General features: G+C 63.8%; 10 protein-coding genes. 2 read left to right on the top strand and 8 right to left on the bottom strand.

Annotated elements, in window-relative coordinates:
* The first annotated feature begins 30 nt into the window (after nt 1–30).
* Entirely contained in the window at nt 31–1698 is a 1668-nt protein-coding gene (locus C8C95_RS05430; RefSeq protein WP_116747914.1) for a DUF3426 domain-containing protein, read from the top strand.
* Nucleotides 1699–1733: 35 nt separating this feature from the next.
* Nucleotides 1734–2633, top strand: coding sequence for a carbohydrate kinase family protein (locus tag C8C95_RS05425; protein WP_056066336.1), 900 nt, complete (start codon nt 1734–1736; stop codon nt 2631–2633).
* A 150-nt stretch (nt 2634–2783) separates the two neighbouring features.
* On the opposite strand, the gene C8C95_RS05420 is transcribed toward C8C95_RS05425, so the two are convergent.
* The 8 genes from C8C95_RS05420 to ccsA form a co-directional block, all read right to left on the bottom strand.
* Nucleotides 2784–3395, bottom strand: coding sequence for a histone (locus tag C8C95_RS05420; protein WP_116747913.1), 612 nt, complete (start codon nt 3393–3395; stop codon nt 2784–2786).
* 187 nt (nt 3396–3582) lie between these two features.
* Nucleotides 3583–4779, bottom strand: a complete 1197-nt coding sequence (locus C8C95_RS05415) for a ribonucleotide-diphosphate reductase subunit beta (RefSeq protein WP_116747912.1) — start codon at nt 4777–4779, stop codon at nt 3583–3585.
* Between the two features lie 135 nt (nt 4780–4914).
* A complete protein-coding gene (locus tag C8C95_RS05410) occupies nt 4915–7854 on the bottom strand; it encodes a ribonucleoside-diphosphate reductase subunit alpha (protein WP_108500150.1) in 2940 nt (979 codons plus the stop codon).
* A gap of 377 nt (nt 7855–8231) precedes the next feature.
* Nucleotides 8232–8861: a 1,6-anhydro-N-acetylmuramyl-L-alanine amidase AmpD gene (gene ampD / locus C8C95_RS05405; protein WP_116747911.1), complete on the bottom strand. Its 630-nt coding sequence runs from the start codon at nt 8859–8861 to the stop codon at nt 8232–8234.
* Nucleotides 8845–10410 (bottom strand): sigma-54 dependent transcriptional regulator, encoded by a 1566-nt coding sequence (locus C8C95_RS05400; protein WP_116747910.1) that lies wholly within the window; start codon nt 10408–10410, stop codon nt 8845–8847. The genes ampD and C8C95_RS05400 overlap by 17 nt, the downstream gene beginning before the upstream one ends.
* An 11-nt stretch (nt 10411–10421) precedes the next feature.
* Nucleotides 10422–12125, bottom strand: coding sequence for a HAMP domain-containing sensor histidine kinase (locus C8C95_RS05395; protein WP_116747909.1), 1704 nt, complete (start codon nt 12123–12125; stop codon nt 10422–10424).
* Between the two features lie 22 nt (nt 12126–12147).
* Nucleotides 12148–12375 (bottom strand): PP0621 family protein, encoded by a 228-nt coding sequence (locus tag C8C95_RS05390; RefSeq protein ID WP_116747908.1) that lies wholly within the window; start codon nt 12373–12375, stop codon nt 12148–12150.
* The gene (gene ccsA / locus C8C95_RS05385) at nt 12372–13169 is read right to left on the bottom strand and encodes a cytochrome c biogenesis protein CcsA (RefSeq protein WP_015015617.1); all 798 of its coding nucleotides are present in this window, start codon (nt 13167–13169) and stop codon (nt 12372–12374) included. Before ccsA ends, C8C95_RS05390 begins: the two co-directional genes overlap by 4 nt.
* Between the last annotated feature and the right edge of the window lie 82 nt (nt 13170–13251).

Raw genomic sequence — 13251 nt, 5'->3', positions numbered from 1 at the left:
CCGTGGCATGGCCTCTACAATCGCTCGCTGATGAGCCAGATCACCCGCTGCCCGTCCTGCGCCACCACCTTCAAGGTTGTGGCGGACCAATTGCGCATCTCTGAAGGATGGGTGCGCTGCGGCCAATGCAAGGAGGTATTCGATGCCTCGGCCCATTTGCTGCCTGTGGCACCGGCTCCGCTGCTGCCCGATGTATCGCTCACGGACCTGCGCGCGCCCACTGCGCCCATAGCGCGCAAGCCGGATGCACTGGGAGCCTGGGGTGGAGGCAAGTCGCCCACCGGTACCCCGCCTGCCCCGCAGGATGTGGACAAGGCAGGCACTCCCGTCATCCGCAGTGCTTCAACCTCCGCCACCGAGGCTGCCGCAACCGCCGCCATCGACGCATTTCCCTATGGCATGGACAGTGATTTACCTGCTGCTCCGGTGCTCGATATTCCCAGTCCTGCGGTACCTGCTTTTCTTACTGCCGCGGCTCGCACGGAAGTCTCGTCGGATGTCTTTGGCAAGGAGGTCGCCGCGCCGTTTGCATGGAGAGCCCACAGTGCATCGCGGACTGCGACAGCGGTGGAGGCTGAGGCATCGCCATCCGTCACAGCGCCTGCTGATGCTCCAGAGCCGGTGGTGATACCGGACACGGCGCTCCGCTTGGATGATCACTCCCCTGCCGTTCATGTGGCCAGGCAAGAGCAGTCCGCCGTCACGATGCCATCCGACGCGGCGCAGGACGTCGCTGATGGACGTGGCAGTTTGTTTGGTGGAGCTGTGCCACCGGTTCCTGCGCCCCCCAGCCTGGCAGGCTATGAACTGCCGTTTGCCGAACTTCGCGATTCCGAGGTAGCGCTGAACGCAACCAGGGATGTGGATGCCACAGAGCAGCGCGCGAGTCACTCAGCAGAGCTTGCACAGTCTCCGGTAGCGCCTATTGCTCTCGCTCCGTCGTCCGATACCGGTGCTGGACTTTCAGGCGATGCTCAGAAATCTGAGCCTGCGTCGCCCGTTGCTGTGCCCACCCCGCCTGCGCCCGCGTTGCCTTCTGTGGACTTTGTGTCGAAGGAGGTTGCGCCAGAGGCTCCGGCGATGGAGTTGGTGAAGGACGATTCGCATGCCGCCATCCTGCAGGCGCGCCCCAGACCCGCTGTTGACGACGACGACGATGAGGCCGACAACCAGGCGTCAGACCCCGAGGTCAGCTTTGTGGTGGCTGCGCGCCGCAAGGCGTTTTGGCGCAAGCCGGTCGTGCGGATGGTTTTGTGGCTGGGGTTCATCGTCTCCTTGCTGGGGCTGGCTTTGCAGATTGCGGTGCAGGAGCGTGACCGCATTGCAGCCCTGGATGTGCGTACCCGGCCCTGGTTGGTGAAACTGTGCGAGCCCTTGCGCTGCGAACTTGCCCCTGTGCGCCAGATTGCCGATGTGGTCATCGACAGTTCTTCTTTCAACAAAGCCCGGGGTGACAGTTACCAGTTAGCGCTGACGATGAAGAGCACCGCCACCATTCCACTGGCCATGCCTGCGGTGGAGCTGACCCTTACCGATGCGCAGGATCAGGCCGTATTGCGGCGGGTTCTGCTGCCTACCGACATGGCGGCTCCAGCGGAGCTGCCCGCGAAAGGTGAGTGGGGCACCTCGGTGTCTGTGCTCGTGACCACAGGCGGTGCGCGCGTGGCGGGCTACCGGCTGCTTGCGTTCTATCCCTGATTTTTCTCCCAACAACTTACCGAGTTTCACTATCTATGGCTGCCCTCATTTGTGGTTCCCTGGCGTTCGACACCATCATGACTTTCGAGGGGCGTTTTGCGGAGCAGATCCTGCCGGATCAGCTCCATATCCTGAATGTGTCCTTCCTTGTCCCGTCGTTGCGCCGCGACTTCGGGGGGTGTGCTGGCAACATTGCTTACAGCCTCAAGCTGCTCGGTGGCGAGCCGCTGCCCATGGCCATGTTGGGCAGTGACGGTGCTGACTATCTGCAGCGACTGCAGTCGCTGGGTATCAGCGCCCGACACGTCGGGCAGGTGCAGGACACCTACACCGCGCAGGCGATGATCATGACGGACCGTGACAACAACCAGATCACGGCTTTCCATCCTGGCGCCATGATGCAGGCCCATGCCAATCGAATTGGTGCAGACAACAGTGTCAGCGTGGGGATCATCGCGCCGGACGGGCGTGACGCGATGCTGGAGCATGCGGCCCAGTTCGTGGCGGCGGGTATCCCGTTTGTGTTCGATCCAGGTCAGGGCTTGCCCATGTTCAATGGGCAGGAGCTGGCGCAGTTCATCGACCAGGCCACCTGGGTCACCGTCAATGACTATGAAGGGAAAATGCTCTGCGACCGCACCGGCTGGTCTTTGGCCGATATCTCCCGCAAGGTGCAGGGGCTGGTGGTGACGCTGGGCGCAGAGGGCTGCGAGGTCTGGGTGGATGGTGAAAAAACCCATGTGCCCTCTGTGGCGCCTGCAGCGGTGGTGGACCCCACGGGTTGCGGCGATGCCTGGCGCGGCGCGCTGCTGTTTGGTCTGGAAAAGGGCTGGTCCCTCGTGCGTTGTGCGGAGCTGGGCAACCGGGTTGGCGCTCTCAAGATCGCGCAACGTGGCCCACAGAACTACACGCTGGATTTCGATCCGTTGGGTTAATCCTCCGAGCCAGTGTCGTCTGCGTTGTGCTGCCCAGTGCTGTACAACGCAGCTTGCTTGCCAGGTAGCTCTTGGGAGTGCCCAGACTTGCATACAGACGAAAAAAAACCCGGTGCGTTTGCACCGGGTTGAGCGCGTGGCGCGCCAGGATCAGGGCTTGTTGCCCGTAGGGAAAGGCCAGGCTGCCTGAGGGTTCAGCGTGGTTTGTGCTGCAGGGGCAGCGGCCGCAGGGGCAGGCGCCTTGGGGGCCTTCTTGGCCGGGGCAGCTTTCTTTGCGGGGGCTGCCTTGGCAGGTGCTGCGGCCTTCTTGGCTACTGCGGCCTTCTTGGCGGGAGCGGCTTTCTTTGCCGGTGCTGCTGCCTTCTTGGCGGGTGCAGCCTTCTTCGCTACTGCGGCCTTCTTGGCGGGAGCGGCTTTCTTTGCCGGTGCTGCTGCCTTCTTGGCGGGTGCAGCCTTCTTCGCAGCTACGGCCTTCTTGGCAGGAGCGGCTTTCTTTGCCGGTGCTGCTGCCTTCTTGGCGGGTGCAGCCTTCTTCGCAGCTACGGCCTTCTTGGCAGGAGCGGCTTTCTTTGCCGGTGCTGCTGCCTTCTTGGCGGGTGCAGCCTTCTTCGCAGCTACGGCCTTCTTGGCAGGAGCGGCTTTCTTTGCCGGTGCTGCTGCCTTCTTGGCAGGTGCAGCCTTCTTGGCGGCTACGGGTTTGGCCGTTGCAGCCTTTTTCGCGGGAGCAGCCTTCTTAGCGGCCGGTTTTTTCGCAGTTGCCATCATGTTCTCCTTGGGTCAATTTGCAAAGAGCACTTCCTGTCTGCAGTGGACAGAGAGCGATCCATGGAGATGGATGAAAACTCCATCTCCATGAACACGGGAACGCCCCGCAGGGCAGCGCTCTGCGGCGCTGTCGTTGCTGGGCGTGGTGTAAAAATCCATGGTGGTGTGGTCTGCAAAAAAGGCGCTAGTCCCAGGACAGCGCACCACCGGACTGGTATTCAATAACCCGGGTCTCGAAGAAGTTGCGCTCCTTCTTGAGATCGATCATCTCGCTCATCCACGGGAACGGGTTCTCTTCATTGGGGAACAGCGTCTCCAACCCGATCTGCGTGGCGCGGCGGTTGGCGATGTAGCGCAGGTAGCCCTTGAACATGGAAGCATTCATGCCCAGCACGCCACGGGGCATGGTGTCTTCGGCGTAGCGGTACTCCAACTCGACGGCCTTGAGGAATAGTGCCTTGATCTCGGCCTTGAACTCTGCGGTCCACAGGTGGGGGTTTTCGAGCTTGAGCTGATTGATCAAGTCGATGCCGAAATTGCAGTGCATCGACTCATCGCGCAGGATGTATTGGTACTGCTCAGCAGCGCCGGTCATCTTGTTCTGGCGACCCAATGCCAGGATCTGCGTGAAACCCACGTAAAAGAACAGGCCTTCCATCAGGCACGCGAAAACGATCAGCGACTTGAGCAGGGTCTGGTCGGTCTCGGGCGTGCCGGTTTTGAACGACGGATCCATGATCGCTTCGATGAAGGGGATCAGGAATTCGTCCTTGTCGCGGATCGACTGGACTTCGTTGTAGGCGTTGAAGATTTCGCTTTCATCCAGACCCAGCGATTCGACGATGTACTGATACGCGTGGGTGTGGATCGCTTCTTCGAACGCCTGGCGCAGCAGGAACTGGCGGCACTCAGGGGCCGTGATGTGGCGGTACGTGCCCAGCACGATGTTGTTGGCGGCCAGCGAATCGGCGGTGACGAAGAAGCCCAGGTTGCGCTTGATGATGCGGCGCTCGTCTTCGGTCAGGCCGTTGGGGTCCTTCCACAACGCGATGTCACGCGTCATGTTCACCTCTTGGGGCATCCAGTGATTGGCGCAGGTAGCAAGGTATTTTTCCCACGCCCACTTGTACTTGAAAGGCACCAGCTGGTTGACGTCGGTCTGGCCGTTGATGATGCGCTTGTCGGCAGCGTTCACACGGCGGTGTGCTGCTGCGGCGACGGTTGTGGTGGTGGCGCTTGCTGCTGGGGCCGAGGTGCTCAAAGGCTGCAGCGAAGGCGTCTGGAAAGCGAGAGGCGGTTGTCCCACCTGGCGGTTGTTGGGCAGACCGCCGTCCAGTTGATTTTGCGATGAGGGCTTGACTTCTTCGTCCCAGGTCAACATAGATTTTCCAGTGTTCGGATTATGAAAGCAGTGCTGCGAAAAGGAAAGCACTGAAGCGTTGTGCAGCAAGGTTTTGTTGCTTCACAGCACCGGAGCAACGCCTCGGGCGAGCCCGATGCGTTGCTGGCAATGTGCTTACTGGCAGGCCTCGCAGCCAGGATCGTCGATGGCGCAGAACTTGACGTCCGTGGCTGGCACAGCTGCAGCCTGCTGAGAGGCCGTTGCGGCAGCGGCTTCCAGCGGGTTTTGCTTGGCCGCTGCGGTGGCTGAAGCTGCCGATGCGCCGCTGTCATTGCCCGATGACACTGCATTGAGCTGGCGTGTGTTCACGGTGCTCATTTCGACATGCGTAGCGCTTTGGGTGCGCAGGTAGTAGGTGGTCTTGAGGCCGCGCACCCACGCCAGTTTGTAGGTGTCGTCGAGCTTCTTGCCCGACGCGCCGGCCATGTAGATGTTGAGGCTCTGCGCCTGATCGATCCACTTCTGGCGGCGTGATGCGGCTTCCACCAGCCACTGGGGTTCGACTTCGAAGGCTGTGGAGTAGAGCGCCTTGATGTCCTGGGGCACGCGGTCGATGGGGTGCAGCGAACCCTTGAAGTGCTTGAGGTCCATGATCATCACGTCATCCCACAGGCCCAGGCGCTTGAGGTCACGCACCAGGCCGCCGTTGATGACCGTGAACTCGCCCGACAGGTTGGACTTGACCGACAGGTTGCCGAACGAAGGCTCGATCGAGGCATCGACGCCAATGATGTTCGAGATGGTGGCCGTGGGGGCAATGGCGACGCAGTTGGAGTTGCGCATGCCGTCCAGTGCAATCTTCTTGCGCAGGGCATCCCAGTCCAGCGTGGACGATCGGTCCACTTCCACATACCCGCCACGGGCCTGCGAGAGCATGTCCAGCGTGTCGAAAGGCAGGATACCGCGATCCCACAGCGAGCCCTTATAGCTCGAGTACTTGCCGCGCTCTTTGGCCAGCTCGGTGGACGCCCAATAGGCGTAGTAGCAGATGGCTTCCATCGACTTGTCGGCGAATTCCACCGCCTCTTGCGAGGCGTAAGGAATGCGCAGCGCATACAGGCTGTCCTGGAAAGCCATCACGCCCAGACCCACGGGGCGGTGGCGCAGGTTGGAGTCGCGGGCCTTGTTGACTGCGTAGTAGTTGATGTCGATCACGTTGTCCAGCATGCGCATGGCCACGGTGATGGTCTTCTTGAGCTTGTCGTGGTCGATCTGGCCGTTCTTGATGTGCTGCAGCAGGTTCACCGAGCCGAGGTTGCACACGGCAGTTTCGGTGTCGCTGGTGTTGAGCGTGATCTCGGTGCACAGATTAGAGGAATGCACCACACCGGCGTGCTGTTGGGGCGAGCGCACATTGCAGGCATCCTTGAACGTGATCCAGGGATGGCCGGTCTCGAACAGCATGGTGAGAATCTTGCGCCAGAGGTCCGTGGCCTGGATGGTCTTGGCGGGCTTGATCTCGCCGCGTGCAGCCTTTTCTTCGTAGGCCACATAGGCCTTTTCAAAGTCGGCGCCAAACAGGTCGTGCAGGTCGGGCACGTTAGAAGGGGAGAACAGCGTCCAGGTGCCCTTTTCCATCACGCGGCGCATGAACAGGTCAGGGATCCAGTTGGCCGTGTTCATGTCGTGCGTGCGGCGGCGATCGTCGCCGGTGTTCTTGCGCAGTTCCAGGAACTCTTCGATGTCCAGGTGCCAGGTTTCCAGGTAGGTGCAGACGGCGCCCTTGCGCTTGCCGCCCTGGTTCACGGCCACGGCCGTGTCGTTGACCACCTTGAGGAAGGGCACCACGCCCTGCGATTCGCCGTTGGTGCCCTTGATGTGCGAGCCCAGGGCGCGCACGCGGGTCCAGTCGTTGCCCAGGCCTCCGGCAAACTTGGACAACAAGGCGTTTTCCTTGATCGACTCGTAAATGCCATCGAGGTCGTCGGGCACCGTGGTCAGGTAGCAGCTCGACAGCTGCGAGCGCAGCGTGCCGCTGTTGAACAGCGTGGGGGTGGACGACATGAAATCGAACGACGAGAGCACTTCATAGAACTCGATGGCCCGGGCTTCGCGGTCGGTTTCGTTGAGCGCCAGGCCCATGGCCACGCGCATGAAGAAGGCTTGGGGCAGCTCGATGCGGGTCTTCTTGACGTGCAGGAAGTAGCGGTCGTACAGCGTCTGCAGGCCCAGGTAGTCGAACTGCAGGTCGCGCTCGGCCTTGAGCGCGGCGCCCAGGCGGTTCAGGTCGTATTGCTTGAGCAGGCGCTCGTCCAGCAGCTCGTTGTCCACCCCCTTCTGAATGAAGGTGGGGAAATAGTCCTTGTAGGCCTGGCCCATGTTGCTCTGGGCTACGTCACGCCCCAGCACCTCGCGCACGATGGTGTGCAGCAGCAGGCGGGCCGTGGCGTAGGTGTAGTCAGGATCTTTTTCGATCAGGGTGCGGGCCGCCAGAATGGACGCCTTGTAGACCTCGTCCATGGGAACGCCGTCATACAGGTTGCGCATGGTCTCTGCGACGATGGGGGCTGCCTGGATGTCGGCGCCCAGGTTGGCGCAGGCCGACTCGATCAAGGCGTGCAGGCGCAGGATGTCCAGCTGCACGCGTTGGCCGTTGTCGATCACGTGCAGCACCGGGGTGGCGGGTGCTAGCTGTTCCAGGTGGTGAGCGCGCTCCTGCGTGCGGCGCTCTCGGTACAGCACGTAGGCACGGGCGACTTCATGGTGCTCGCCGCGCATCAGGCCCAGCTCGACCTGGTCCTGCACATCTTCAATGTGGAAGGTGCCGCCGCCAGGACGCGAGCGCATGAGGGCGCGGACCACGTTCTGGGTGAGCGTGTCCACTACCTCACGCACGCTGGCAGAGGCAGCGCCCTGCGTGCCGTGCACTGCCAGAAACGCCTTCATCATCGCCACCGCAATTTTTTGGGGCTCGAACGGCACCACCGCGCCGTTGCGGCGAATGATCTGGTAATGCGTGAGCGGGTGCCCGGAAGCTGCGGCCGCCGCAGCGTGCGTGGCGGCATCCGCAGAGGCGGTGGGCGATGGGGAAGGCGTGTTCAAAGCAGCTTGCATGGGGGTCCTCTTCTGTGGGCTGTCTGGGGTGGGCGTGCGGCCTGGAGTGCCGCCGCAGTGTGTGGGTGCTGCACCGGACTTCAGTCTGGTGCACACTATATATGGTGTGTCGAGGCGGTTCAAGACACTACCGGTAGTGTACCGCCGGAATGAGTCCCCAAAACCGAAACAGCATGTTCTCAACCCCGTTGCGTACGCAACCGGTGCCTGTGGCGAGCCCTTGTGAATGCGATGTGGGCGATGCAAAACCGTGCAGTGGCGTACCTTGGCGGCGGATTTCCTGCGCCAGGCCGCGCAGCGCTTGGCTACAAAAATATGTGCAAGCGCACAAAGAAAAAAATGTCTTGATGCGCCCGTACGACAGTGAAAGTGCGGCGTCAGCGAAGCTGCAAGGGGTCCGCCCGCGTGTTCAGCGGGAATCGCTGCGCGGGCCAGTCCAACGCCCCTTGCAGTCGTGGCCAGTCAAAGCCCGGGCCTGGGTCCAACTTACGTCCCGGGGCAATGTGTTCATGCCCTGCGATGTGCTCGATGGGATAGCGCAGCGCAATGTCCTGGCAGACCCTGGCCAGGGTTTCGTACTGTGGCGACTCGAAGTGCAGGCCCTCCAGGCCTTCCAGTTCAATGCCGATGGAATCGTCGTTGCACTGGCTCCTCCCCCGGTAGAACGATTGCCCGGCATGCCAGGCGCGCAGGTCGCAATCCACAAACTGCCACAGCACCCCGGTGCGCTCGATGAAAAAATGCGCGGACACCTGCAATCCGCGGATGCCCTGGTAGTAGGGGTGCGCATCCCAGTCCAGGGTGTTGGTGAACAGCTGTTGCACGGCACCGCCGCCGTATTCGCCCGGCGGCAGGCTGATGGAATGCACCACGATCAGATCGACTTGCGAGGTCTGTACCGGGCGCGGCCCGTGGTTCGGAGATGCGAGCCGCTGAGCGGTCCTGTACCAGCCGCCCTCCCAGGGCGCCATGTCTGCCGCTGGTGCACCGTCAGCCCAGTTCGTCATGCGGGTCCTGGTCATTGGGCACGGCGATGTTCAGACGGGCGATGCGGTAGCGAATCTGGCGCAGGCTGATGCCCAGGCGTGCGGCTGTGGCGGTACGGTTGAACCCGGCTTCTTTCAGCGCGCGGATCAGGATCTCCCGCTCCTGCTGGTCCAACCAGGCCTGCAGGTCGCTGGGCAGTGGCACCGTGCAGCCGTTGGCCAGGGGCTGAGGGCCCTGGCCTGTGTCTGCAGACGTCGAAGCGTGGGGCCCGGCAGAGAAGGCGGCGGACACCGCCGATCCCTCGGGCGCGGGCACAAGCGTGGGCGGTGCTAGGCGTGCCATCTGCACATCTGACGCGCCGCTTGGCGCATCCACCTGCAACTCGTCCCCGTCGCTCAATGCCACTGCGCGGTGCAGCAGATTTTCCAGCTCGCGGACATTGCCGGTCAGCGGGTGGGCGGCAATGGCGTTCAGTGCCCGGTCGGTGAGTTGGGGCACCGGCATGCCCGACTCGTGGGCAATGCGGGTGAGCAGCGCTGCGCACAGTGCGGGCAGGTCCTCGCGGCGCTCGCGCAGCGGCGGGATGACGATCTCGATCACATTGAGCCGGTAGTACAGGTCCTGGCGGAACCGGCCGGCCTGCACATCGGCCGCCAGATCGCGGTGGGTGGCGCTCACAATGCGCACATCCACCGTCTCTTCCTGGGTGGAGCCGAGTGGCCGCACGCTGCGCTCCTGGATGGCGCGCAGCAGCTTGGACTGCATGGCCAGCGGCAGGTCGCCGATTTCGTCGAGGAACAATGTGCCCCCGCGTGCGGCCTGGAAGTAGCCGTCACGGTCTTGCGACGCGCCGGTGTAGGAGCCCTTGCGGGCACCAAAAAATTCAGCTTCCAGCAGGTTCTCGGGGATGGCCCCGCAGTTCACCGCGACCAGGGGCCCGTCAGCACGCTGGCTGCTGGCATGCAGGGCTTGGGCCACCAGCTCCTTGCCCGTGCCCGACTCGCCATGGATCAGCACCGGCGCCATGCCACGCGATACCTTGGCCACGCGCTGCTTGACGTTGCGGATGGCGTCGGACTCGCCCACGAGGCGGTCCAGGGCGGCGTTGGCATTGCCGAATTCGCCGGTCGCCGCCGCTGCATTGGTAGACCGGCTGGAGCCGTTGCTGCGTGCCGCACGCGGAGGTGGAACCCCACCCGTGCCCTGGATGGCTGAGGCCACCACCGAGCGGAACTGCTTGAGGTCCACGGGCTTGGTGAGGTAGTCGAAGGCCCCTGCGCGCAGCGCCTCGACCGCGTTCTCTGCCGAGCCGTAGGCGGTCATGACCACGCAGCGTTCGCGCCGTTGCTGGTCGCGCAGATCCTGCAGCAGCTCCATGCCAAACCCGTCGGGAAGCCGCATATCGGTAATCACGGCGTCAAAGCGGTGGGCCTTGAGTTGATCACGCGCCTCCTGGACGCTCGACGCGGTTTCGACCCGGTACCCCTCGCGCAGCAGGGTGAGCTCGTACAGGGTGCGCAGATCGGGTTCGTCGTCAACGACAAGGATGGAGGCGGCAGGGGCGTTCATGGAGGCGGCGGTCAGACCACGATGGTGTCAAACAAGGTGGCATTGTCGGCGGGGCGGGTCGTGCGGCGGAAGCCCACAGTAAAGGCGTTGCCTCCGATGTCACCGCGTGCGGTGTGGCGGTTCAGGCGCTGGTAGCTGATGGAGGCGCCATGGCGCTGGCACAGCTCCCGGCAAATATAGAGACCCAAGCCGCTGGAGCGGCTCTCCGACGAGAAGAAGGGCTCGAACAAATGCCGCTCCACGGATTTGTCCATCGGGGCACCGTCGCTCCACACCTGCAGGCTGACCTGGCCAGCGGGCGTGTTGCGCGTGGTCACTGACAACGAGTCGGGCTCCGGGCCCATGTAGCGCAGGGCGTTGTCCAGCAGGTTGACGAGCACCCGACGCAGGTGCTCGGCGTCAAACTCCACCTGGGTGGCGCCCGTGTCCAGCGACACCAGGGCGCGCCGCCGGGCGGGGTCCTGGGCCTGCCAGTCGTTCCAGATCTGGGCGACTGTCTCATCCAGCGCCACGGTCGAGGCAGGGGCATGGCTGATCTGGTGCTGTACGCGGGCAATGTCCAGCACCTCTTCGGCGATGCGGGCCAGGCGGTCGGCGTTTTGCTGCACCATGTGCGCCAGCCGTTTTTGTGCGGGGTCGTGCAGGTCTTCTTCCAGCAGGGCATTGGCCTGCACGATGGCCGCCAGCGGGTTGCGGATCTCATGGGCCACTGCGGCGGACATGCGGCCCATGGCCGCGAGTTTTTCGGTGCGCAGCCGCGCTTCCATTTCCCGCAGGTCGTGCAGGAACATCACGCACAGCCGCTCGGAGCGCGTTTGCAAGGCCGCGTTGCGGGTGGATGTGAGCCAGGTGCGCACATGCAGGCCGGTGGGGCTCTGGCCTTCGTGCAGCAGATCGACGTCGGCCGTCTGGGGTTGTTCGTGCCGGAAGGTGCGCCGCGCCAGGATCACCAAGGGGTGCCACGGAGCCGTGGATGTGAGGGCAAACGGCAACTCGGTCAGCGCCATGCCGCCCAGCAGCTGCAGCCCTGCCGGGTTGGCAATGCGCACCACATCGCTTTCGTCCACCACCAGCACACCATCGGTCAGATTCTGGATGACCAATGCACTGACCTGGGTCTGAACGCGCGCTGCCACCTGGCTTTGTTGTGCCACTTCCTGTTCGCGCGCCAGACGGGTCGCCAGCTGGTGCACCAGGTAGCTCACGATGAAGTAGCCCGTGCCGGTCAGTGCGCTTTGCAGGTAGCGCTGCCCTTCGTCTCCCGTGCTGTACTGTCCCACCCACCAGGCCCAGCCCAGCAGCAGCAGGGTGACGGCGGCAGTGGTGCCCAGGGCCAGCGTCAGCGTGCCCATCACCGCAGCGATCAAGATGGGCAGGCCGAACAGCGGCGTGTAGTTCATGGTGCCCGCATGCAAGAGCTGCAGCGCGGTGATCGCGGCCAGGTCCACCCCGATGGAGGGTAGCCACTGCGCCCCTGCGCTCGGCGAGGGTGGGCCCCGGCGCGAGAGCACACGCACGACCACCGTAGCCACCAGGTAGGCCACGCAGACCGCCAGCAGGGTGGGTCCCACCGCTTGATTGATGAGCTGCCCGGCGCCTTGCAGCACCAAGAGCGCCAGGGCCACCATAACGCGGCCGGTGAGGAAACCCAGCCACAGCCGCGCGAAGGGCGCGTCTGCCGAAGGCGGCAGGGAACCTGCGGACACGGCTTGCATGGTCACAACGGGGCCGCGCCGCTCAGGCCGGGCCCAGGCGCCGGTGCTCGGCGCTGCAATAGGCCTGGCTGCCCAGCATCAGGGCTTCGGCCTGCGGGATGTGCACGCCGCAGTGCGCGCAGGCCAGCATGTCCTGCGGCAGGGCAGGCGGTGTAGGGGGCGCTTTGGGCGCCGCCGCATCAGGGGCGCGGCGGCTGCGCCAGATACCTAAGGCCACCGCGATGACGACCAACAAGACCAGGTACTTCATGCGCTGCGGCCCAGAACAACTTCCAATACAAAACGCGAGCCCACATAGGCCAGCAGCAACAGGGCCGAGCCCGCATACAAAACACGCACCGCATTGCGGCCCCGCCAGCCAAAGCGCGCGCGGCCCAGCAGCAACGTGGCAAAGGTCAGCCACGAGAGCATCGAAAACACGGCCTTGTGGTCCCACCGCCAGGCCCGGCCATACAGCGTCTCGCCAAACAGCCAACCGGCCAGCAAGGTGGCGGTGAGCAGTACAAACCCCGCCGTCACGAACCGGAAGGTCAGCCGCTCCAGCGTCAGCAGCGGGATGCCGCTGTGCGGGTCTTCAGCCTGCCGGATGTGGCGTTCGGCGCGTGTCATGAGCCAGGCGTGCACCACCGCCGCTGCAAACAGGCCATAACACGCAATGCCCAGCGCCAGGTGCAAGGGCAGCCAGGCGGATGCGGTCACGTGCAGGGGCTGCCCCGGGAACAGCATCGCCAGCACGATGGCGGCCGCGCCCAGCCCTGCCAGTACCCAGCGTGACTGCATTTGTGGAAACAACTGCCGTTCCACGGCATAGACCGTGAGCACCAGCCAGGCGGTCATCGACAGCGCGGGCGCAAAACCGAACCGGGGCGCATCGCCCCACAGGCCCCAGACCAGCACGGCGCCGTGCAGCAACCACGCGACCAGCAGTGCATTGCGTGCTGCTGCAGCCCCCAGGCGGGAGGCTGCAGCAGCCGGCACGGCATAAGCCACGGCAGCGGCCAGGGCCAGCAGCCAACTGACCGGAGAGCTACTCGTTAAAATCATGGGCACAGTTTAGCCTTTCGCCCACCGCCAGCGCCCTGGCGGGGCCGCGCACGCACCGCCCTTGTTGACGGCGCGCAGCCAA

It is taken from the genome of Acidovorax sp. 99 (assembly GCF_003096455.1).
GTDB classification, from domain to species: domain Bacteria; phylum Pseudomonadota; class Gammaproteobacteria; order Burkholderiales; family Burkholderiaceae_C; genus Acidovorax; species Acidovorax delafieldii.
The sequence above is the reverse complement of the archived record's forward strand: the minus strand, read 5'-3'. Positions and strand labels throughout refer to the sequence as shown.